This window comes from Sphingomonas sp. Leaf37, from assembly GCF_920939475.1.
Taxonomy (GTDB): Bacteria; Pseudomonadota; Alphaproteobacteria; order Sphingomonadales; family Sphingomonadaceae; genus Sphingomonas.
The window spans coordinates 49,809-72,260 of the sequence record NZ_CAKLAX010000007.1 but is presented as its reverse complement, the minus strand read 5'-3'; the positions used below and the strand labels follow the sequence as shown (position 1 = coordinate 72,260).

The 22,452-nt window shown below is 62.6% G+C and carries 21 protein-coding genes, 3 pseudogenes and 2 riboswitches; of the genes and pseudogenes, 15 read left to right on the top strand and 9 right to left on the bottom strand.

The window, feature by feature from the left end; genetic code table 11:
• The 5 genes from LRA87_RS18025 to LRA87_RS18005 form a co-directional block, all read left to right on the top strand.
• Positions 1-876, top strand: an 876-nt coding sequence (locus LRA87_RS18025; protein WP_230782454.1) for a relaxase/mobilization nuclease domain-containing protein, incomplete at its 5' end; no start/stop codon positions are given.
• Positions 873-1,145 (top strand): hypothetical protein, encoded by a 273-nt coding sequence (locus LRA87_RS18020; RefSeq protein WP_230782452.1) that lies wholly within the window; start codon positions 873-875, stop codon positions 1,143-1,145. The genes LRA87_RS18025 and LRA87_RS18020, both read left to right, overlap by 4 nt.
• Complete coding sequence (locus tag LRA87_RS18015; protein ID WP_443024907.1) at positions 1,102-1,365, top strand: helix-turn-helix domain-containing protein; 264 nt, start codon at positions 1,102-1,104, stop codon at positions 1,363-1,365. The genes LRA87_RS18020 and LRA87_RS18015 overlap by 44 nt, the downstream gene beginning before the upstream one ends.
• Before the next feature lie 376 nt (positions 1,366-1,741).
• Complete coding sequence (locus LRA87_RS18010; protein WP_230782451.1) at positions 1,742-2,578, top strand: replication initiator protein A; 837 nt, start codon at positions 1,742-1,744, stop codon at positions 2,576-2,578.
• A 726-nt stretch (positions 2,579-3,304) separates the two neighbouring features.
• On the top strand, positions 3,305-4,012 hold the full coding sequence (locus LRA87_RS18005; RefSeq protein ID WP_230782449.1) for a helix-turn-helix domain-containing protein: 708 nt from the start codon (positions 3,305-3,307) through the stop codon (positions 4,010-4,012).
• 283 nt (positions 4,013-4,295) lie between these two features.
• On the opposite strand, the gene LRA87_RS18000 is transcribed toward LRA87_RS18005, so the two are convergent.
• The 3 genes from LRA87_RS18000 to LRA87_RS17990 all read right to left on the bottom strand — a co-directional run bounded on the left by LRA87_RS18000 (position 4,296) and on the right by LRA87_RS17990 (position 7,272).
• On the bottom strand, positions 4,296-5,471 hold the full coding sequence (locus LRA87_RS18000; protein ID WP_230782434.1) for a PQQ-dependent sugar dehydrogenase: 1,176 nt from the start codon (positions 5,469-5,471) through the stop codon (positions 4,296-4,298).
• Positions 5,472-5,588: 117 nt separating this feature from the next.
• Entirely contained in the window at positions 5,589-6,155 is a 567-nt protein-coding gene (locus LRA87_RS17995) for a hypothetical protein (RefSeq protein ID WP_230782433.1), read from the bottom strand.
• Positions 6,142-7,272: a LysM peptidoglycan-binding domain-containing protein gene (locus LRA87_RS17990; RefSeq protein WP_230782431.1), complete on the bottom strand. Its 1,131-nt coding sequence runs from the start codon at positions 7,270-7,272 to the stop codon at positions 6,142-6,144. The genes LRA87_RS17995 and LRA87_RS17990 overlap by 14 nt, the downstream gene beginning before the upstream one ends.
• Positions 7,273-7,557: 285 nt before the next feature.
• Between LRA87_RS17990 and LRA87_RS17985 the strand changes: the two genes are divergently transcribed.
• Positions 7,558-10,377, top strand: a complete 2,820-nt coding sequence (locus LRA87_RS17985; protein ID WP_230782429.1) for a TonB-dependent receptor — start codon at positions 7,558-7,560, stop codon at positions 10,375-10,377.
• Positions 10,374-11,390 carry a phytase gene (locus LRA87_RS17980; RefSeq protein WP_230782427.1) on the top strand — a complete coding sequence of 339 codons (1,017 nt, stop codon included), beginning with the start codon at positions 10,374-10,376 and terminating at the stop codon, positions 11,388-11,390. The genes LRA87_RS17985 and LRA87_RS17980 overlap by 4 nt, the downstream gene beginning before the upstream one ends.
• On the opposite strand, the gene LRA87_RS17975 is transcribed toward LRA87_RS17980, so the two are convergent.
• Positions 11,344-11,679: a WGR domain-containing protein gene (locus tag LRA87_RS17975; RefSeq protein ID WP_230782424.1), complete on the bottom strand. Its 336-nt coding sequence runs from the start codon at positions 11,677-11,679 to the stop codon at positions 11,344-11,346. The genes LRA87_RS17980 and LRA87_RS17975 overlap by 47 nt on opposite strands.
• 464 nt (positions 11,680-12,143) lie before the next feature.
• Between LRA87_RS17975 and galU the strand changes: the two genes are divergently transcribed.
• Positions 12,144-13,013, top strand: a complete 870-nt coding sequence (gene galU / locus LRA87_RS17970) for a UTP--glucose-1-phosphate uridylyltransferase GalU (protein WP_230782422.1) — start codon at positions 12,144-12,146, stop codon at positions 13,011-13,013.
• A gap of 112 nt (positions 13,014-13,125) precedes the next feature.
• Here the strand turns inward: galU and LRA87_RS17965 are convergent.
• The 5 genes and pseudogenes from LRA87_RS17965 to LRA87_RS17945 form a co-directional block, all read right to left on the bottom strand.
• Positions 13,126-13,859 (bottom strand): annotated as a pseudogene (locus LRA87_RS17965) (IS5 family transposase).
• 131 nt (positions 13,860-13,990) lie between these two features.
• On the bottom strand, positions 13,991-15,400 hold the full coding sequence (locus LRA87_RS17960) for an L-serine ammonia-lyase (RefSeq protein ID WP_230782420.1): 1,410 nt from the start codon (positions 15,398-15,400) through the stop codon (positions 13,991-13,993).
• A 29-nt stretch (positions 15,401-15,429) separates the two neighbouring features.
• Positions 15,430-15,510: riboswitch (glycine riboswitch) on the bottom strand.
• Between the two features lie 8 nt (positions 15,511-15,518).
• A riboswitch (glycine riboswitch) is annotated at positions 15,519-15,607 on the bottom strand.
• A 63-nt stretch (positions 15,608-15,670) separates the two neighbouring features.
• Positions 15,671-15,922, bottom strand: a complete 252-nt coding sequence (locus tag LRA87_RS17955) for a hypothetical protein (RefSeq protein WP_230782412.1) — start codon at positions 15,920-15,922, stop codon at positions 15,671-15,673.
• A gap of 143 nt (positions 15,923-16,065) precedes the next feature.
• On the bottom strand, positions 16,066-16,257 hold the full coding sequence (locus tag LRA87_RS17950) for a hypothetical protein (protein WP_230782410.1): 192 nt from the start codon (positions 16,255-16,257) through the stop codon (positions 16,066-16,068).
• Between the two features lie 436 nt (positions 16,258-16,693).
• Positions 16,694-16,954 carry a hypothetical protein gene (locus LRA87_RS17945; protein ID WP_230782408.1) on the bottom strand — a complete coding sequence of 87 codons (261 nt, stop codon included), beginning with the start codon at positions 16,952-16,954 and terminating at the stop codon, positions 16,694-16,696.
• Between the two features lie 598 nt (positions 16,955-17,552).
• Between LRA87_RS17945 and LRA87_RS18470 the strand changes: the two genes are divergently transcribed.
• The 7 genes and pseudogenes from LRA87_RS18470 (at position 17,553) to LRA87_RS17915 (ending at position 22,452) form a co-directional block, all read left to right on the top strand.
• Positions 17,553-17,861 (top strand): replication initiator protein A, encoded by a 309-nt coding sequence (locus LRA87_RS18470; RefSeq protein WP_329958612.1) that lies wholly within the window; start codon positions 17,553-17,555, stop codon positions 17,859-17,861.
• A 134-nt stretch (positions 17,862-17,995) separates the two neighbouring features.
• Positions 17,996-18,070: pseudogene (locus tag LRA87_RS18465) on the top strand (hypothetical protein); the annotation flags it as partial.
• Between the two features lie 31 nt (positions 18,071-18,101).
• Positions 18,102-18,318 (top strand): annotated as a pseudogene (locus tag LRA87_RS17935) (integrase core domain-containing protein); the annotation flags it as partial.
• Between the two features lie 232 nt (positions 18,319-18,550).
• On the top strand, positions 18,551-19,210 hold the full coding sequence (gene parA / locus LRA87_RS17930) for a ParA family partition ATPase (protein WP_230782402.1): 660 nt from the start codon (positions 18,551-18,553) through the stop codon (positions 19,208-19,210).
• Entirely contained in the window at positions 19,207-19,491 is a 285-nt protein-coding gene (locus tag LRA87_RS17925; protein WP_230782401.1) for a ribbon-helix-helix domain-containing protein, read from the top strand. The genes parA and LRA87_RS17925 overlap by 4 nt, the downstream gene beginning before the upstream one ends.
• A 60-nt stretch (positions 19,492-19,551) precedes the next feature.
• Positions 19,552-20,520, top strand: coding sequence for a glycosyltransferase family A protein (locus LRA87_RS17920; protein ID WP_230782398.1), 969 nt, complete (start codon positions 19,552-19,554; stop codon positions 20,518-20,520).
• A 45-nt stretch (positions 20,521-20,565) separates the two neighbouring features.
• Positions 20,566-22,452: a glycoside hydrolase family 55 protein gene (locus LRA87_RS17915; RefSeq protein ID WP_230782396.1), complete on the top strand. Its 1,887-nt coding sequence runs from the start codon at positions 20,566-20,568 to the stop codon at positions 22,450-22,452.

Below are 22,452 nucleotides of genomic sequence, written 5' to 3'. Positions count from 1 at the left end.
GCCCTGGACTTCGCACGCGAGGAGTTTGCGAACCGGTCGTGGGTTGCCGGCCTCCACGTCGATCGCGATCATCCCCACGTTCACATCACGATCGCACGTCGCGATTTCGATGGGCGCCGCTTCCATCCGGACCGGGATGATCTGTTTCGATGGCGGCAACGCTTCGCCGCGAAGCTCCGCGAACGCGGCATCGAGGCCAACGCCACGCCGACCAAAGCGCGCGGGATCGACCCCGCGCATGAGCACATCGCGGTACGCAAGATGCGCGACAAAGGGCAGGTTCCGCGGATTGATGCGAGCCGCGCCGAACGTGCCCGGCGCCTTCGCGACCAGGGTATTCCCGACCCGGTCGAGGCCGTTCTTGCAAGTCGGCAGGCAATAGTTCGTGCGACCTATATGCGATCCGTCGCGGAGCTATCGGCTTCGCCCTCCCTTGCCGATCAGGTGGTCGCACAGAGCCTCGAACGTTTCGTCGCAGCATTGCCGCCGCCCGAGCCCAACTCCGCCCGGGCGATGCGCGCCGGTTCACCGTCCCGTACGCGCATCGCGAACGTCGATGCTCGGACGCGCCCCACTGTTGCGGATCCCGGGCCCGATCCGTTGACCGCAGCACTGGAACGTTCTCGCGTTATGCGTAGGAAGCTGGAGGCCAAGCAAGCACTCCGGGAGAGCTCCGACCGAGCCGAAGACACGCCGCATGAACGCCGACCTTCGGGGGTATCCGAGCGCCTTCGCTCGCTTATGGACGAGGCCGAACGGCAGGCCACGGCACCTTCGTCGAGCAAGCCGGAAGAGGTCCTTCGCGAGATATTGGATCGCGATCGCGCCACTCGGGACCGAGTGCGTTCGCCGGATAAGGGTGGGCCAGAACGATGAGCACGGACCAGGTAAGCGTTGCTCTTGCAGGCGTTCTGGACGCGTTGACGCTCGTGCAGGAGCAACTCCATGCGCTGACCGAGAGCAGCCAGCGCATCGAGGCGACACACAGAGAGATCGTGCACAGGCTCGACACGATCGATCCGGGCCAGGCCGCGGTGACGGATCTGACGCCGATCCTCGAGATGATTCTAGTATGCGTCTTAGCTATGGCGGGAGGCGTGCATGGTTGGTCGTCAGGCGGACGTGCTGATATTGAGTACGGCTGATCGCGCGTTCCTGGAATCGCAGGTGCGGCGTCACAAGGCGCCGCGCTCGTTATCGGACCGCTGCCGGATGCTATTGCTGTGCGCGGATGGGCTGCAGAGCAAGGAGGTTGCCGAGCGCCTCGGGGTTCACGAGCATACGGTGGCAAGTGGCGGCGTCGCTTTGCGCAAGCCGCCGACGACATCCTCGCATCAGTCAAACGCTTCTGCCAAAAAACAATGAGCCGAACCTCAGATTCAGGTGACTAGCGCGGCGGCCGTGCTTTTGGTGCTCCACAGCCTCCAACAGTTTTCCGTGTCAAAGCACGAATTATCGGAAGCCGCTTGGCGACCGATGCAAATCCGAGCCCGTTTTCCGCGTCAAAGCAGGTACAATGTGAGGAGCAGCGACCCAAAAGCACCAGGACTCGCCATGTTCGGGCAACAGCGCCAGGGTCCGTGTTAATTCTCGTGCTTTCGCACGGATAACCCCATCGCGAACGCGCAATGGCTGGACAACCCCGCATCGTTCTCCACAATCTGGTGCTCCGCTCGGATGCAAGATGGGCATGTCCAGAATCTCGATCAAACAAGACGACCTCTTTCCGTTGGACAGTCCCTTGTACGGGGATGTCCAGGGCGAGCGCACGGTTGCCGAATTTCCCTTCTTCTCGCTGTCGAAGAAGGCGCAGATGACGCCGATGGTCTTCGAGAGCGGCGATGCCCGTATCGAGATCAATCCCAGCAAGACCGGCGTGGCGACGATCTACGACAAGGAGATCCTGCTCTATATCGCCAGCCTGATGGCGGACCGCATGGAGGCGGGCGATGTCGTCGATCGCGTCTGGAGCTTTACCGCCAACGATCTTTTCCGCGTCACCGGCACCAATGCGTCGGCGCGCTCCTATAGTTCGCTGAAGGCGTCGCTGAACCGGCTGCAGGGCACGCAGATCATCACCAACATCGAAACGGGTGGCGAGGGATCGGACAGCGCCTTTTCGTGGCTGCTGAAGGCCGACATCAAATATGTGAAGCTTCCCAACGGCGAACGCCGGGTCAAGCGGATCGAGGTGATGGTGTGCGACTGGCTGCACCGCGCCATCCTGACCGATCGTCGCATCGCCGCCTATCATCTCGACTTCTTCAAGCTCGCACCGATCGAACGCCGGCTGTACGAGCTCGCCAAGTTCAACTGTGGTGACAGCGGCGGTTTCGAGGTCGATCTCAACGTGTTGGCCGAACGCGTCGGCTGCGCTTCGGACAAGCGTGGACTCGAATATTTCAAGAAGCAGCTGAGGGATGTCGCCGAGCAGGATTCGCTGCCCGAATATGTCGTGACGCTGGCTGAAGAGAAGATCCCCTCACCGCGCGGGGGGCGTCCGCGGATCAAGACCGTCGTCTCGCTCAGGGCGCGGCAGGAGGCACCGGAACAGACGATACTCCCCAGTCCTCAGTGACCCAGGGTTTTCCGTGTGAAAGCACGAGAAATATCCTTTTGCGTGTTGTACCACTACCAACCGGGTGACAGGCGTCCGTCTATAGGTCGGCATCAGGCAGATCGCACCGCGATCTCGACCGATGAGCGAGCACGCCGGAGGTTTTCCGTGTGATCACACGAATCTGTGTCGGGTTTTCCCGGTGAACACACGATTCACATCGCTTGAGGGAATTCTAACGGTCGGCAATCGTGGCCTACCCGAATCGGGAACCGGTGCGCCCTCGCCCGCAGCTGCGGACGAAAGCGATCGGTGGTGGTTCGGGCTCGCCCTATGGCGCGGAAAGAATTCGGATCGATGTCGCTCCCCCGACCGGGTCGACGCCGGCACGGCCATTCATTTCCGCACGCGGTCGCAGGCCGGGGGTGATGGAGGTAGAAACGGGGACGGTCATGATCGGATAAAGAAAACCCGGCTCGAAAGCCGGGCATTCAGTTAGCTGTACTCTGGCACACGCCTGCAAGCGTGCGCGATCGCCCACAACGGTCCGTCAGATAGTCGTTTTCGGCAGCTTCCGCAAGAATGCGCGTTTCGCGCCACGGATAGTCTTTGCCCGTTCGGTGACCCTAAAATCGGGGACGAATGATGGCGGCGATAACGGTTGGGGCGGCCTCGCTCCAGGCGCTGGGAGCTTTGCGCCCAGGACGAAAGGCACGATCCGGAGCGACGCATCGCACCGGCGCGCCCGTGCTGCGCGACAGCGTCGAGGCGGGGACGTTCGAGGAGGTCTTCTTCGCGACCCCGGCCAAGGGGGAAACCGACATCATCCTGCGTGCCGCTCGTCGCGCGCTCGACGCCGGCAGACGGTTGCGGCGCGACGCGCGGGCCGAGAAACGATCCCTGACAGGTTTGGAAGGGCAGCTGGCCGCCCTGACGAGCGGCGCGGTCCGCGTGCTGGAGGAGATACTGACGCTCGCCCGGCTGAATGCCGGGCGCGTCTACCCGACCTACGACTATCTCGCCGAGGCGACGAGCCTGGGGCGTGCAACCATCGCGCGCGCGCTGCATGTTCTGGATGCGATCGGCTTTATCGTCCGGCAACGCCGGTTTAAGCGTGTCGAGGCGCAGGGCCCCGGGCCGCGCTACGAGCAGACGTCGAACGTCTATCGTGCGTACCTTCCCGCCAGCATTCTACGCTATCTGCCGCGCTGGATGCGCCCGGCGCCGGTACCCGACGACATGATGCAGCGCGAGGCAGACCGGGTCGAGGACACCCGGACGATGCTGGCAGGCCTTGGATGCCGCGACCTTGCCCGTGCTGTGATCGCGAATGGCCCACTCGCCAAGATACTTGCTAAGCTCGGGGCTGCCATAGATGATCGTGAGCGCGAGTATCATGATGATCCGCAACCGCCCATAGATTCACGTAATCCAAGTTCAAAAGAGTTGGCTTAACCAGCCAACGCACTCCCGCCTGACGGCGAAAAAGGACCGAACGTACCGAAACACACAGCCGATAAAGCCAAACCAGAAGTCAGGAGTGGCGGCTACGCCGTCACATGCTTCCGAAAGAAGCAGGCGGTTTCCGTTGGGTGAAAATACGCCTTTTGCCGTCGTGGATCGGTCGGAATTAGGGTGAGGTCAGCGCCGATTTCTGTCCCTGCCGGGCTCGCAACGCTGGGATATAGCAATAGAGGACCGTGTTGATCTCTATGCCGCCCTAACGCTGTAATCGTGGCTATCGCGGCGTCAGTGCTACCAAGGCGCCGCCTTCGCCGTCGCGCAGCGCCCAGAGCGAGCCGTTCGGCCCCTCCTCCACCTCGCGGATGCGATTGCCGAGGCCGATGCGTGCGACCTCGCTGGCGCCGTTGCCGGTCACGCGGACGCGGACGATGCCCTGCTGCGTCAGGCCGGCGAGCAGGAAGTCGCCGGTCCAGCCCGTAAAGGCGGTGCCGCGATACTGGATCATGCCGCCCGGCGCGATCACCGGCGTCCAGCTGACCAGCGGTGCGGTGAAGGCGGTGTTGGTGGCGTGGCGCGGGATGCGCGATCCGTCGTAATTGTCGCCCTCCGACACGCGCGGCCAGCCATAGTTGCGGCCCGCCTCGATCAGGTTGAATTCGTCGCCCCCCGCCGGTCCCATCTCCGAGGCGAACAGCCGGCCGTCGCTGGCGAAGACGAGGCCGTAGGGATTGCGGTGGCCGAGCGACCAGATCTCCGGTCTGGCATTGGCGGTGGTGGCGAAGGGATTGCCCGCCGCGGCGCTGCCGTCGAGATTGATGCGGACGATCTTGCCCAGCGTTCCCGACAGGTCCTGCGCGGGCGTCCCCTGCTGCCGCTCGCCGCTGCTGACGAACAGCGTCCGTCCGTCGGGCGCGAAGGCGAGCCGTGCGCCGAGCTGGCCACCGGTCGTCGCCGGCGTCGCGCGCCAGATCACCGTCACGTCGTCGAGCCGCGGCGTCGCGCTTGTATTCAGCGTCGCGCGGGCGACCGCGAGCTGCTGTCCGCCGGTCGCCGGCTCGGCATAGCTGATCCAGATGCGCGCATTGGTCGCGAAACCGGGATCGAGCACGACGTCCTGCAATCCCAATTGCCCCGAATAGGTGACGCGCGGCACGTTCGCGACCGGCGTCTTCACGCCCGCCTGCGTCACCAGCTGCAACCGGCCCGGCTTTTCGGTGACGAGCAGGCGGCCGTCGGGCAGGAATACCATCGCCCAGGGATTGTCGAAGCTTGCGACGACGCGCTGGTCGACCGCGGTGACCGGCGGGGTCGGCGATGCGGTGGCGGTGGGCGACGGCGTGGGTGTCGGTGCCGGTGCCGGTGCCGGACCCGTCGATCCGCCGCCATCGTCGTCACCGCAACCGGCCAGGGCGATCGCCGCGGCAAGGGGCAGGATCAGGGCAGTCCGCATGACGCTACGCTCCCACATTCCCGGCATGCACATCGCAGGGTCACGGGACCAACGCGCGATCGGAACGGAGGATGCGGCGAAACGGGGTAAACGCGGCGTCGAGGACGTGGGCGATCGTCAGTCGGCGACGGACACCTCGTAGCTCGTCCCCGTCGTGCCGACCGGATAGACCGATGCGGACGCCGGACCGCCGACGTAGAGCACCTTGCCGCCGGGCATTCGCTCGACGAACGTGCGATCGGCATCCTCCAGCCGTTCCCACCGGCCCAGCTGCTCCAGTTCGCGGCGATCCATCATCTTCGCGGTGACCCCGGCGCAGGGTTCCTCCCAGAAGATGCTCTCGGGCTCGCGGCCGCCGTAGACGAAGCTCACCTCGCACACCTTGCCGTCGCTCAGCGTCCTGTCCTTCGTGCCGATCACGCGCGAGGCGGTCTGCGCGGCGTCGGCCATGGGTGCCGGTGCCGGTGCGCCGGTCGGCTGCCGGGCGACGACCGGCGCTTCCACCGGTGCGACGGCGTTCGCGGAGGGGCTCACGACGTCGGTCGTGGCGGCTGCATTGTCCTCCGGCACCGAAGCCGCGCCCGAACAGGCCGACAGGGAACCGAGGCACAGGGCCGCCGCGACGCAGGCGCCGCGCCAGCCGATACGGCGATCGATATGGCGACCGGCGTCAGTCCGGGTCATATTCGACGTGCAGGTGATTGTTGCTCGCATTGGGAAACACCTCGAACTCGACATCATATCGCGACCCCAGCCCGGCGCGGACCGCATCGCGTAACGCCCGACCTTGCACAACGGTGATGTTGTTGCCGCGAAAATCGAGCGCCTTGTCCGCATAATGCAACGATCCGCGCTTGTGACGGCTGTCGTTGCCCGACGTGATCACCGGTGGCGGCAGGTCCTGCTGGCGGGCGACCGTCGCGACCGTGCGGATCGCCGCTTCCATCGCGGGATCGAGCTGGCCCAGCTTCACGCTCTGGTTCTTGACCGAGACGCCGTTGGCCGCCGCGATCGCATTGCCGTCGACGCGCCGCCCGTTCATCGGGACGGGCGCGCTCGTCGGTGCGATGTCGGGGAGATCGACCAGGAAATGTCCGGGGCGATGACGCTGGAGTTCGGGCACGGTGCCATGATGATGGATGGCGTTGCCCCGCCCCAGCCGGGGTCCGTCCAGCGCATTGATCCACGCCAGGTTCTTCGCGTCGGAATATTGCGGGTTGGCGTAGTTGAGGTGCGATCCGACGCTCGATCCGCGTCCTGCCGCCCGTTCGGCCAGATAGGCATCGACCAGCTGGTCGACCCGCCGGCTGATCGAACTCACCGGCAATTGCGCGACCGAGCGGCGCCCCTTGCGGCGGGAGATCGGCCCGTTGATGTCGGAGAACTGGTTGGTGGCGTTGACCACGTCGGCGACGGTGCGGCCCCACCGTTGCGAAGCGGTGCGGTTGAGGATCGTGTCGATGATCCCGTAGGCCTGATCCGCGCCGGCCGACTGCACCCATTCGGTCTGGAGCGTCTTCTTGATGTTGAGCACGTCCGTCGCGGTCAGCGACAGGCGCCCGCCGCTCAGCCGCGTCACGGCCGCGCCCGGCGTTCCCGGGACGGTGGCCGGTGCGATCCGGGCAGCCGGCCGCGCGTGCGCGGTGGAGGCGATGGCCAACCGCTGACCGACATGGATCAGGTTGATGTTACGGATGCCATTGTTCTGCGCGAGGGTACGGATGCTGACGCCATAGCGGTGCGCGATGCGCGACAGCGTTTCGTTCGGTCGAACGATATGGATGCGCCGGGACTGGGTCATGCCACGGCTTCCGGCAAGCACTGCGTAACGTCGGACATCTGCACGACTCCACTTTGCGTGGGTGACGATAACCGTTTGAACGACCGGCACAACCTTCCAGCAGCTTCCGGGTTGCAAGGTCCCCCGCACGTGCGCCTGCCGGCGGGGTGATGGCCGGGTCCAGGGCCGGGCCTGTCACCAAGCCGTAACCGCGATCGCATGCGCCCGTAACAAACTCCCGCCACGGGGGCGGTGAACGACCGGTGCCGGACAGGCGCCGGCGTCCCACGCTCAGGGGGGAGCATCATGCACGCCATTCGTTCCGGCATCCGCGGCTTCGCGGGTGTCTCGCTCATCGCACTCGCCGTTTCCGCCGCGCCGGCCCTCGCCGCGCCTCGCATGGCGGACGACGTCCCTGCCCCCGCCTCTGCCGCGCTGCCGGCACCGGGCGCGATCGTGTCGGGCCGCGTCTACGATGCGACCGGCGTCGCCCTGCCCGGCGCGCGCGTCGTCGTCGAGGGAACGGGCGCGCAGGCGACCACCAATCTGCAGGGCGAATTCACCGTTGCCGCGCCGGATGCGGTGGGCGAAGTGACGCTGCTGATCGACTATCTCGGCCGCCCGCCGGTCACCCGCACCGTCACCACGGCCGAGCGGGGCAGCGCGGTGTCGTTCACCCTGCCCGCGGCCGGCACGAATGCCGATGGCTCCGGGACCGACATCGTCGTCACCGGCGCGTCGCTGCTCGACAATACCGCGCGGGCGCTCAACCAGCAGCGGTCCGCCGACAACACGATCACCGTCATCTCGGCGGATGCGATCGGCCGCTTCCCCGATCCCAACATCGCCGAGGCGCTGCAACGCGCACCCGGCGTCGGCATCGAGCGCGATCAGGGCGAGGGCCGCTACATCAACGTCCGCGGTGCGCCGTCCGAATTCAGCGCGATCTCGGTCGATGGCATCCAGATCCCCTCGGTCGATCCGACGACGCGCGCGGTCGATCTGGATACCCTGCCCTCGGATATCGTCGCCAATCTGGAGGTGACCAAGTCGCTGCTTCCCTATCAGGATGCGGATTCGATCGCCGGCGCGGTCAACATCACGACGCGGTCGGCGTTCGATCGCAAGGGCTTCGCGCTGACCGGCATGGCGGGCGCGAGCTACAACCAGTTCGGCAAGGGCAGCGACTATCGCGGTTCGGGCGCGGTCAGCGACACCTTCGGCGCCGACCGCCAGTTCGGCCTGCTGCTGTCGGGCAGCTATTCGCGCACGCACCGCCGCCCCGACAATGTCGAAAATACGTGGTCGCAAACGCCCGCCGGGCTGCGCGTGACGGAAACGCTGTTCAAGGACTACGACACCAAGCGCACGCGCATGGCGGGCACTGGCGCGTTCGAATGGCGTCCGTCCGACGCGACGCGGATGTGGGTGCGCGGCACCTATGCCCGGTTCGAGGACGACGAATTCCGCGACCGGATCGGCATCCTGTGGAGCGAGGGGACGTTGCAGGCCGGATCGACCGATCGCGCCGCGACCTGGGCCAACACGCGGATCGAGAAGCAGGTGCGCCACCGCAAGCAGGTCAACCAGATCTGGTCGGCGACCGGCGGGTTCGAACAGCGGCTGGGCGAAGGCACGATCCGCGGCGACGTCGCCTATAGCGAGACGTCGCAGACCTATCCGCGTCGCGACGAACTGCTGTTCCGCTCGACGTTGCGGCCGACGCTGTCCTACGATTTCGCGAATGCGAACCTGCCGTCCTATTCGCTGTTCACCGGCAACCAGCATCTTCAGACCGGCACCTATGCGTTCCGCGAGAACACCTACCGGTCGAACACGACGAAGAACGACGAACTGACCGTCGCGGTGCGGATGGACCTGCCGGTTGGCGACCTGACCTTCTCGAGCGGCGGCAAGTATCGCGAGCGCCACATCAACGCCGACGAGGAGCGCTTCCGCGATCGCCGCGCATCCGCCGCGCCGAGCCAGACGCTTGCCGGCTTCCTGTCGGATGAGGATTCGCGCAACTTCGACTACGACCTCGGCAAGCGCATCGATACCGGTCTTGCGGATGCCTATTTCGATGCGACCAAGGCCGCATCGGAACGCCGCCTGCCGCAGTCGCTGACCGCCGATTACACTGCCGAGGAACAGATCCTTGGCATGTTCGGCATGGGCAAGTACGTGTCGGGCGGCACGACGTTGATCGCCGGCCTGCGCGTCGAGACGACCAATTTCCAGAGCCAGGCACCAATCGTCTCGCGCACTGGCGTGGTCAGCACGGCATCGGGCAAGAGCGGCTATGTCGACTTCTTCCCCAATCTGACGCTGCGTCAGGCGTTCACGCCGAACCTGATCCTGCGTGCCGCATTGAGCCGGGCGATCAACCGCCCGAACTTTCCGCAGCTCGCGCCGCGCGTGCTCGAGACGACCGAGGGCAACACCGTGCGCGTCGAATTCGGCGCGCCCGGCCTCGATCCGACAATGTCCAACAATGCCGACGCGGGTCTGGAATATTACATCCGCCCGCTCGGCCTGATCGCGGTCAACGGCTTTTACAAGGACCTGACCGACTATCGCTACACCGTGAACAGCACCGGCGTGTATCAGGGTCTGCCGGCGATCTTCAGCCGCCCGGTCAACGCGCGCGAGGGCAAGCTGTACGGCGTCGAGGTCAACTGGCAGCAGCAGTTGAGTTTCCTGCCCGGCCTGCTCGGCGGCTTCGGCGTGTTCGCCAACTACACCTACACCAAAGGCGATGCGCAGTTCGACGTGGCCTATGCCGGCCGCAGCCGCTTCGCGCTGCCCGGCCAGTCGAAGCATATGTGGAACGCCAGCGTGTTCTACGAACGCGGTCCGGTGAACCTGCGCGTCGCCTATACCAAGCGCAGCGATTACCTCGACGAGATCAATGCCGATAACCCCGCGCTCGACCTGTATTGGGAGGGTCGCGGCCAGCTCGACGTCACCGGCAGCGTCCAGCTGACCAAGGGTATCAACCTGTTCGCCGAGGGCAAGAACCTGACCAACTCCGCCGGCGTGCGCTATTTCGGCGAGCGTTACCGGACGTACGAATATGAGAAGTTCGGCTACACGCTGTTCGGCGGTGTGCGGGTGAAGCTGTGAGGCGCACCCTCCCCTTCCTTCTGCTGGCCGGCTGCACGACGGTGGCATCGGTGCCGTCGCAGGTGGCGCCGAACGTCGCGGCCGTCGCGGAAACCGATCCGGTCGACACCGCGGCGGATGCGGCGGACGATCCCGCGATCTGGCGCAACCGCGCCGATCCGGCACGAAGTCTCGTCATCGGCACCGACAAGAAGGCCGGCATCCACGTCTACGACCTGACGGGCAAGCGCGTGTCCTTCACCCCCGCCGCGCGGCTCAACAACGTCGACCTGCGGGAATCCGGCGGTCGCGTGATCGCCGCGGCGAGCGACCGCGCCGACGTGGCGCAGGCCCATGTGTCGCTGTTCACGCTCGACACGTCGACACGTCGACTGGTGCCGATGGGGCGCTATCCGGTCGGCCCCGGTGAAGCATACGGCATGTGCCTGTGGACACGCGCCAGGGACAAGGCGCTGTTCGGCTTCGTCGTGCTGAAGGACGGCCGTATCGACCAGGTCGCGATCGACGTGTCGGCCCCCTCCCCGCGCGTGACGACGGTGCGCAGCATGACGGTGGCCACGCAGGCGGAGGGCTGCGTCGTCGACGATCGCACCGGGCTGCTCTACGTCGCCGAGGAGGACGTCGGCCTGTGGCGCTTCGCCGCGGACCCCGCTGCACCCACCACCGCCACCCCGATCGCGCAGGTCGACGGCAAGACGCTGGTCGCGGACGCCGAGGGCCTCGCGCTGGCGCCGTCCGGCCGCACCGGTGGCTACCTCGTCGCATCGAGCCAGGGCGACAATGCCTACACGCTCTACCGCCTGCCGGGCGTCACCTACGCCGGCCGCTTCCGCATCGATGGCGGCGCCATCGACGGCACCAGCGATACCGATGGTATCGAACTGACGCTGGGCGACTTCGGTCCGGATTACCCCAAAGGGCTGTTCGTGGCGCAGGACGGCGACAACGCGCCGGACACGCAGAACTTCAAATATGCGAGCTGGGCACAGGTGCTGAAGGCGCTCGGCCTGTAGGCATGTCGACACCTCGACGCGTCGGATTGATGGGGCGGTAACTCACCCCGATCCGACGCGTCGCGCTCCCCCGCCGCACCAGCAGCGCCCGGACGTAGCGCAACGCGTCGCCCTCGTCGGCGAAGCTGCGCACCAGCTCCCTCCCCTGCCCGCCGATCCGCCCCCAGCCGGTTTCGATCATCACTTGCCCGAACAGATCGCGATACGCCGCGATCCGCCAGCGCCGACGGATGTTGCGGGCGGCATCGATCGCGACGAGTTCGACAGGGGTGAACGGGAGCGTGTCCATGCCGCGATTCTAGGCGCGTGGAGGCGAGCTGTCCGACGCATTTCCTGAATCACTGGCGATCGGACGATCAAGCCGCTGAGTCACCGGTCGGACCGGACGCTCATTCGCCATCGATCATCCGTCGAATGCGTTTGCTGACCAGACGACTGGCCATTGCCAAAGTTAAAATCGCAAGTGAGCTTTTCCAGATCACGGCTACGGCCATCAACAGCCAGCATATCCGGATGAGACCGTCAGTAGCGGATACGCGCCTTCAGCGTATGAGACGTCGCGCCTAAGCTCAGCTCGACTACGAGCGAGTCATATAGCTAAGGGCAGGTTCGACCATCAAACTCCTAACCGGTCCCGTCTTTGGTGACGGCGACATGCGCAACACAGGGACGATTCACAAACCGTTATGATAATTCGTGTGCAATACATGCACCTTTTCATTAGGCATCATAACGGGTCTTTTAGGGTTGACGATGACGATCAAGCGCATACGCAAGGCGGTTTTCCCGGTGGCGGGGCTTGGTACGCGGTTCCTGCCGGCGACCAAGGCGATGCCGAAGGAGATGCTGACCGTCGTCGACAAGCCGCTGATCCAATATGCGGTCGAAGAAGCGTTGGAAGCCGGGATCGAGCAGATTATCTTCGTCACCGGACGTGGCAAAGGCGCGCTCGAAGATCATTTCGATATCTCGTACGAGCTCGAGAACACGATGCGCGCGCGGGGCAAATCGCTGACCGTGCTCGACGGCATCCGGCAGAAGCCGGGATCGCCGGTCTACGTGCGCCAGCAGGAGCCGCTCGGACTTGGTCATGCGGTGTGGTGCGCGCGCGCGATTGTCGGCAACGAGCCGTTCGCGGTGCTGCTGCCCGATGAACTGATGGTCGGCAAGCCCGGCTTCATCGCGCAGATGGTCGAGGCGTATAATCAGGTTGGCGGCAACATCGTCGGCGCGCTGGAGGTGCCGGACAGCGAAACCGACAAATACGGCATCATTTCTCCCGGTGCGGTCGATGGCCGGCTGACCGAGGTGACCGCGCTGGTCGAGAAGCCCAAGCAAGGCAGCGCACCGTCGAACCTGATGATCCCGGGCCGCTACATCCTGCAGCCTGAGGTGATGCGCGTCCTGGAAAGGCAAGAGAAGGGCGCGGGCGGCGAGATCCAGCTGACCGATGCAATGGCGCAGCTGATTGGGCAGCAGCCGTTCCACGGCTTCACGTTCGATGGCCAGCGCTATGATTGCGGGGACAAGGCTGGGTATATCCAAGCGAACCTAGCGCTGGCACTCGCGCGGGAAGATATCGGGCCGACAGTGCGGAGCTTTGCCAAAGTACTGCTAAATTAGCAGTACATACTTATCGCCGATCCTATGCCTGTTAGTCGCTACAAGCTAGACCCAAGCGCATTATTATGCGCAGCCTACATGTCGACACGTATAATTGTTGACAAGAATATGTCTAGGCCACGTGGACAAAGGGCAGCCACAGCAATGCTGAGGCGAGGCTGACGAAACCGATGTAGGAGTCCGCGGTCTTGTCATAGCGGGTAGCGATGCGGCGCCAGTTCTTGAGTTTGCTGAACAAACGCTCGATGCGGTTGCGCCAGCGATACTTCACCCGGTCGTGCGGTGCGGGGTTGCGGCGGTTGCGCTTGGCAGGGATAACCGCCTCGATCTCGGCGTCGGCCAGTTCCTGGCGGATGGCGTCGGCATCATAGCCCTTGTCGGCCAGCAGAGCATCGATCCGATCCGCGATCATGCGCATCAGCGGGCCGAAGCCCTGGACATCGTGCGTCTGCCCGGGCGTCAGAACGAAGGCGAGTGGGCGGCCCTGGGCATCGCACCTGGCGTGGAGCTTGGTGGTGAACCCACCGCGCGACCGGCCGAGCCCCTCTGCCTGCTGAGCCCCTTTTTTATGCCGACCGCACAATGATGTGCCCGGACGATCGTGCTGTCGATCATGTCGGCGCTGGCATCACGCTCCACCACGCTGGTCAGTGTTTCCAGCATAGCGTCGAACACGCCAGTGGTCGCCCAGCGCCGGTAGCGGCGGAACACGCTGTTCCACTTGCCATACTCGTCCGGCAGCTGCCGCCATTGCGAGCCCGTGCGGGCCATCCACATCATGCCCTCGAAGAACCGCCGATTGTCATGCGCCGGACGACAGCCCCGACCGCGCTCAGTCGGCAGCAACGGCCCGATGAGTTCCCATTCCTCGTCTAGCAGACCAATCCGCTCACCCAACGCCGCCTCCAAAAAGCAGCCTTGAATCAATCAGGAACCAAGCCGTCAACCTTTGTCCACGTGGCCTAGATTTTCTGCCTTCAGCACTCCACCACATTAACTGCCAACCCGCCGAGGCTTGTTTCCTTATACTGCGAGCGCATGTCCTCGCCCGTCTGGCGCATCGTCTCGATCACTGCATCAAGGCTGACGATGTGGCTGCCGTCGCCGCGCAGCGCGAGATAGGCGGCGTTGATCGCCTTCACCGCACCCATCGTATTGCGTTCGATGCAGGGGATCTGCACCAAGCCGCCGATCGGATCGCAGGTGAGGCCGAGGTTGTGCTCCATACCGATCTCCGCGGCATTCTCGATCTGGCGGTTGCTGCCGCCGAGCACTGCGGCGAGCGCACCAGCCGCCATCGAACAGGCGACGCCGACCTCGCCCTGACACCCCATCTCCGCGGCCGAGATCGATGCGCGTTTCTTGTACAGCATACCGATCGCCGCGGCGGTCAGCAGGAAGGTGCGGGCGCCCTCCCCCCTCGCCTCGACCGAAACATCCTTGGCGACCAGTGTCTCGTAGAAGCGCAATACCGCGGGCAGCACGCCTGCCGCTCCGTTGGTGGGCGCGGTCACCACACGGCCGCCGGCGGCATTTTCTTCGTTCACCGCCAGGGCCCACAGGCTGACCCATTCGAATACCTCGGCGGGGTTGCTGCCGGGCACGTCACCGGTCAGCCCCTGCGCGATGGCGTGCGCGCGGCGTCGAACCTTGAGGCCACCGGGCAATATGCCCTCCTGCGCGATACCGCGGTCGATGCAGGCGCTCATCGCGACGCGGACCGCGTCGAGGAAGGCGTCGGTCTCCGCCGGTGCGCGCCACGCCTCTTCGTTCGCGCGGACCATGTCGGCGATCGACAGGCCGCTCGCATCGCCGATCGTGAGCAGGTCGGCACCGGAGGTGAAGGGATAACGGACCGCAACGTTGGTCGCTGCAGCCGGCGCGCCCTTGCGCAGGATCGCGCCGCCTCCGATCGAAAAATAGGTTTCGCCATGCACCGACCCGTCGGCGAACGTCGCGGTGAAGGTCATGCCGTTGGGGTGTTCGGGCAGGAACTGCCGCGGATGAAAGACGATGTCGGTCTCGGTGAAGGCGATATCGTGACTGCCGGCGAGGGGCAGCTGCCGGCGTTCGCGGATACCCGCCAGAATGCCGGTTGCAGCGTCGGGATCGAGCCGCTCGGGCTCCCAGCCCGCCAGACCGAGGATCGTGGCGGTGTCGGTCGCATGACCGCGCCCGGTCAGTGCCAGGCTACCATAGAGGTCGCAGGTGACGCGTTGCGGACGTGCCCCCTGCCCCAGCGTACGCTGCGCGAAGTCGAACGCGGCCCGCATCGGCCCGACGGTGTGCGAGCTCGACGGGCCGATGCCGATCGTGAACAGTTCGGCAACGCTGATCGGACGATCGACATTGCGGTCGAGCGGGGTGGTGACGGGTTGGCTGCGCATGCGGTCCTTCCGCCGGTGTCACCGGCCTGCATGCCCCATCTGTCCCTTGCGCCTGAGATCGTTATCCCGTCGGCGGACGCCGGATGGCGTCACTCTCCAGATGTCCAGCCAGTGTCCTGGCGTCGACATGGTCCTTTGGCCTGAGAGTTTCCGGGGCGGTTGCTCCTTCGGCGCCGGGTGTCGCCCGGTCTCTCCCATATCAATGGCCGGTTGTCCTTCAGTCGTCATCCGGGGTCAAGGCCACATTTCCAACGGTTTATGACGACAACCCTACATGTCAACACAATGACATGTAGGGTTGTCGGCTAAGCGGAGCCGATATGCCGTCAGCGCCCAGGGATAACCGTATTCCAGTTCTTGTCCCGTCACGATCAGCGTACCGTCCGCTGTCAGCGCCATCTCGCCACCCCCGGTGACGCTCCAGACCGGCATGTGCGTGCTCCCCTGAACAGGGATGGCGTAGATGGCCTTGGTGGTGCTGACGAAGACGAGGTTGATGGTCAGGATCGTATTGCCGATCATGTGCTCCTCGATGGAAGGCGCCTAGCCCACAGCAGGCGTCCCGTCGCTTCGTCCAGCACGTTGAGCTCACCTGGATTGCTGCGCGACAGGTAGCTCCGCCCTCTCCCCACCGCCGGCGCGGTCGAATAGGTGTTGGCGCTACGTCAGACGTACGCCATATTGGTAATCGACCAGTTGACCAGCATCGAGGGCATCGAGGCGCTGCGCTGGCTGGAATAGGCCATGACGTTGCCCATGGAGCCCAGGATCGGGGCACCATAATAGCTGTAGAAGCTGTTCTGGAAGAAGGGATCGATCAGGCTGGCGCGGATGTTGCCGGTCCACCGGTCGATCATCTCGAGCGCCTTGCCCGAATAATAAGAGACGGTGCCGTCATCGACCGCGGGCGTCTCGCCGTCCCAGATGCTCCCCTTGGTCTCCGTCCCCAGGCGGTACGGGTGGTATAGCCGAAGCCATAGACGACGCTGCCGTGATAGCCCGCTGACATGTACAGGCCATCCTGTACGGAACCGGCCGGAGGAACGTCGACCATTGTGCCCCGAACAGCGACTGTGGCGGGGCATATTCGCCGGTGACCGCATCGATAGACAAGACGGCGGGCGGACTGAAATAGGTCGCTGCGCCGATCGTATAGGACCAGCGCTGCTCGCCGGAACTGGTTGCCAGCGCACGCAATACGGCGGTGCCGTCGCGTTCTTGGGCGACGACATAGGCAAGGTCGTTGACGGACGAGATCGCGCTGACCCGCGTCGTGGCGGCCGGGGACCATTCCTAGGCCTTGCGGAAGGATGCCGGGTCAAAGGTCGCCCGGACGTAACCGCTGTGCGCAGGACTGTGCTGGTAGGTCGTCCAGTCCGCGAGCTGCGTGGTCAGGCTATAGCTGAACGCCTGCGTCGATCCGGATATACGGTGACGCGGCCGTGCCGCCGCGCCGAACGTCACATTGCTTGTATGGCTGCCCTGCGCCAGCATCGACACAGGCTTGAACCGAACAGCGTAGCCTGCCGTCGCTCGTCCGCATGACGTCGCCATCGAGCGCCAGTTGCGTACGATCGTACTGAAGGTCGGCGATTACCGTATCGCTGGTCGTGCCGGATACAGCGGCAGTGAAACCGAGCGGCCTTCCCGAGTCATCATCGCTGATGCTGGTCGTCTGCGATGTCGCGGATAGGCTGACGGCCAGCTTTGGGATCGTCGGGACAGGTGTCGATGCGGGCCTCGCCGTGCCGTTTCCTCCGCACCGTAGTTTCCGCCGCAAGCGGCGAGCGTCACCAATCCTGCCATGGTGGTGGCGCTCTTTTACGCGTTCATGATCGTGTCGCCCCCGTCGTCCCTCCCCCAGGGCCGCATCCGCCTTGCCGGACACCTCGCGGCCTGCCCATCTCTCTGTCTACGGATCGACATATCGACAAACCGACATGTTGCCTACGCGGAAGACGACATTCCGGATCGGGGCATTTCCTACTCGAAAGCACGAATGATGGACGGCATCACCCATTTTCCTTCGGTAATCCGGTCTGGGGTGCCAAATCTTTGCTTTTGAGTAGGAAATGACCATAGTCCGTTCGACCGCTTCCCCGCCACGCCGTCCGGCAAGCCCAGCACCGTGCCGCAGGGCGACCTGTTCGTGATGGACAGCCCGCTGCACGGAAGAATTCGCGGCGAGCGATCGTTGATGGCGTTCCCGTTATTCGCGCTCAGCAAGAACGCTTGGATAAAGCTGCTGACCTACGATCATGCAATGGTGTCTATTGAGGTGCGGCCCCCGGCGAGCGGTGTCGCGACGATCTACGACAAGGAGATCGTGCTCTACATCGCTAGCCTGATGGCGGCGAAGCTGGAGGCTGGGGAAGCGTCGAGCAGGATTTCGTCTTCACCGCACGGCCTGTTCTCGGTTACTCGCAGCAACCATTCGGCGCGCTCTTACAGCCGGCTGTAAGAGGCGCTCGATCGGCTCAAGGGCACGCAGATCGAGACTGATATCGAAGCGGGCGGGGAGGGGAGGGGGGCTTCTTCTCGTGGCTCTCCGAGGCGAAGCTCCATTATGCCACGACCAAGGGCGGCGAGCGCCGGCTGAAGGCGGTCAAGGTCCGGCTTTGCGACTGGCTGTTCCGGGCGATCCTGCTTGACCGCCACGTGCTGGATTATACCGCGGCCTATTTCCAGCTGGGGCCGATCGAGCGACGCATCTACGAAGTCGCGCGCAATCCTGAGATGGACGCAGGACCGGCCTGTGAGTGGCACTACATCGCGCCCTGCAGCCGCAGCAGAACGGATACGTTGAAAGCTTGAACGGCCGTCTGCGTCACGAATGCCTCAACGAGACGCTGTTCGTCTCGCTCTGCCATACCCACTCGGTGCTGCGGCTATGGCGCGATGACTACAACCACAGGAGGGTTGTGCAAGGCTGCCCCGAGGGGGCACCATACCAACCCCGGGCTTCAGTCATGACTGGTAGAGCGTTGGTGAGCAGATCACTGCCGGTTCGATTGTGATGGCACATGCGCAAAACGAACCGGTCCTCGTGCAGACGTTGCCAGATTCTCAAACCGCACGAGACAAGATAGCTGACAATCCGACTTGTCGACCACTTGCCACGTCGGGGTGTAGACACGTAGAGAAGGATACATGCTGACCATCGCCATCATCAGTCAGAAGGGCGGCGCGGGCAAAACGACGCTCGCGCTCCATCTCGCCGCGGCCGCACAAGACGCGGGGCGGGTGGCGCTCATAATCGATACCGATCCTCAGGCCACCGCGAGCCAATGGGCGGCCTGGCGCCAAGATGCACCGCCCGAGGTGATCGACAGCCCGCCGCCCCGCCTGGCCGCAAAGGTCGAGGCTGCGCACGGGCAGGGGGCGAATTTCATCGTCATCGACACGCCTCCGCACGCCGACAGCGCCGCGCGTGCCGCAGTCGAGGTCGCCGATCTGGTGCTGATTCCGTGCCGCCCGAGCGCATTCGACCTGTCGGCAATCCAGACGACGGCGAAGCTCGTCCAGCTGCTTCGCAAGCCGGCGTTCGTCGTCTTCACCGCAGGGTCACCCAACGCACCACGGGTCTATCAGGAAGCAGGCGAACTGGTGGAAGGCTTCGGCACCCCCCCCTGTCCGATCCAGATCCCCGATCGCGCCGTCTACCGTCATGCCAGCGGGGAGGGGAGGACCGTCATGGAATACGAACCGGCCGGAAAGGCTGCCGACGATATCCGGCAACTATACGCGTGGACATGTCGACAGGTAGGATTGTCGGTGCCACGCCAGACCCGCAAAAGGACCGCAGCATGAGCCGCAAACCGAGTTTCGCCAATCTTCGGGGCGTTAGCGCCTCTTCACCGCAGGCATCAATTCCTGCGGCTATCGCTGGTCCGTCGGCAACTGGCAGCTCCACGAGCCAGACGCCCGCCAGCCGTCAGGGCCGAAAGCAGATTGCCGGATTTTTCAGCCCTGAGATGTCCTTTGCCATGCACACGTTGGCACGCCGGCAGGGCAGGAGCCTGCAGGCGCTGATGACCGAAGCGTTCAACGACATACTTCGCAAGCATGGCGAGAGCCCTCTCGGAGATTGACGGGCGAAGTATCATCGAGGGACTGATGATAAGCTCCCCTCGCAGGTTCAAGGGTTTTCCATGAATCTAACGGCGCACATCAATCTTCAGTCGAAATCCAGTCGCGGAATCAACAAAATGTATAGTGATCTATTTTCGACGTTACGTCTGATAAGCCAATCCCACTCGCTTTCGCAAAACGGCTATGATGTGGCCTATCTCATCCGCATGAAAAACGAGGAAAAGACTCTTATCGATACAATTAACAGTATTGCATATCAGACTACTTCGAGGCGGGGTATCATCATATTCCTCGATAGCGGCTCGACCGACAGGTCTCTCGAGATAGCGGCTTCTAGCCCTATACCACACAAAATATACAGCATTTCACCTTCAGAGTTCCAATTTGGTAAGACTTGCAATCTCGTTGCCGAGCTAGCAAACGCTAAATATTTCATGTTCCTATCTGGGCATGTGATTTTGAACCATAAAAGTATGATTGATAGCTCTTTAGATTATATGGATGAAAACACCGGCGTAGCAGCTATGGCATTTCGACAAGTCCCTAATGCGAACACCGGGTTTAATTCGTATGAGAACATGTACCTTAAGAGAACATTTCCTATAACCGCTGACAAGATCGTAGATCTTGAAAAGGCTGGTGCATTCAGCAATGCAGCATCGCTCATTAGAGCCAGTGTGTGGAAGGATTGCTCGTTCGAGCATGTGATCGCCAGCGAGGACCAAATTTGGGCAGCTGCGGCAGCATTACGCGGGCATGCAATCGTTTATAACAGCCAGTTCGACGTCGCCCATTCGCATGATGAAACGCCTGCTGCTGTATTCAATCGAGTAAGAATAAACAAGATTGCGCGGTTCGGACAAAGACGACAGCCAGCTCGCTTTTTAAAAACCTTCGCAGGTATATTTATAGCAATATCTCTGACGTCGAATGGGCGAAAGATGAAGGAAGCGCTGGTATATGCTTTTGCCCATGCCTCGGCATATATGTTCGAAAAGCCGATGTTTCTGAGAATGATGACAAAGTGAGTGGAGATCGTGGTGGATAGTCCGACTTTTACAAGGCGAACATCCTTGGCGTCGTTTTCGGCTTTGTTTTCCGGGTCCATTCAAGGCGATGCGGATTGGTTTAATACGGAAGCTAGAAGATCGAAGGTGGTTCAAGTAATCGACAATGTCGCGGTATTAAAGAATTGGTTGCCCCGCGTCGATGAGAACGGCCTGTCTGTTTTTGTGCAAGGCTACCATTCTTCAGCTAATCCCGACGGAGGCGGTATTTTCATCTGGGCCGCGCAGTCTGTGGTGCTTGACAATGGGGGAACGGTTATCAATCCCCATAAAGCAGATGATAAAGGGATAGGCCGTTGGCTCCGGGTTTTTGATGGGCCGATCAATATCAAATGGTTTGGAGCGATCGGCGATGGCCAGATCGATGATACCAGAGCCATACAGAATGCAATCGACTCGACAATCGGGGGAGGAGCATTGATCTTCCCGAATGGTCAGTATCTAGTTACCATGCTAGATACCCGGCGCGGTGAGACAAGTTGGTATTTTGATCATGCCGAGTTGATTGGCGGTGCAAAGTCGGCAACGCCCTGCCTTATCCACATGCGGGGATTACAGTCGCGCTTTTTTGAAATTAAAATCAATCTCAACTTCAACAATAATTATGCATGCGCATTATGGTGGTATAATGAGGATGACGCCTCACAATATAACCAGTTATATGGGCTAGAAATACGGTATGCAAAACGTGGCATAGTATATGGAGCGCTGATCGGTCAAACAAGCAGCAAGTTTGCCCAATCGGAAAACGTGATATACGGCTACATTAGCAGAGGTGTGGAAAAACCACTGCTTATGAACCACCTGAACGGCGTATTATTTCTTAGTATGCCGCAACTGGTAGCTCACAACGAGGAGTGGGATCGCGATCGACCAGGGCAATTTGATGTTCGTGGTAATCGTGCATTCGAAGCGCTGGCTGGCACGTTGGTAATAAATGGGGGTGAAATTCAGAACAGCATTGCGGCGGTGACATCGGTCTGCGCGATCGTCAACGGGGGGGACGTATTTGTAAACAATTGCATTGTTGAAGTTAGCGCACCGTTTCGAGTTCGTGGAACACTCAATATAACGGGCGGTAGGATCCTTAATACGCAGTCAATGACAAGTCAGTTCCTCGTAGATGAGGGGGCGTCCGCTCGAACAACGTTGCGGGTGTCAGATTGCCGGATGCTGCGCAATGTCCAAACCGGATCGTTCAGCGATCGATCTTTGATAATTGGGCCTGAGGATTCAGACAAAGCGGACATTACGCTCGACAATTGCCAGATAGAAGAATGGGCCAAATTTGCTCCTCTTGCAGCTGGCAACAATAATCTGGTTCACTTCCAGCGCTGTCAGTGGCGACCGCAAGGTGAGTCTGGAGGAAGCTATTTTCTCGATACGAGGGGATCGAACCTTCTGGAAGGGCACGGCATCGATCGTGGATGTCGCACTCTTGCCGGATTCTGGTTCATCGGCGACAAGGCGGGCGTCGCAAACCTGACGTCCGATTCACCGCGACCATCTTATGCGAAGTCGTTGTCGGTTGCCGCCAAAGGGGCGGCCGGTCTGTTCACGATCAATATGGCCTCGCTCGAGACGATTCGAGATACCGGCATCAGCGTATGCGGTGGCGATAAATTTCTCGTAGAGGCCTGGGTTCGATCGGCGGCCGGACGGAATGTAGGCTTGGCGGTAGTGCTCCTCGATGGGAACGGACATCAAATTCGGCATGGTGGTGGCGACTTCCTGACCGTCTGCGATACGTACCAAAATTTCGTATCAGAACACTGGAAGTACCTTCGGCAGGTTGTCGAGATTCCGGCCGGAGCTGCCGCTTTTGCGGGGTTCGGTGGGTATGGTGTCGATGGTGAGATACGGTTTTGCGGGCTTGAGGTCAGGCGAGCTTAG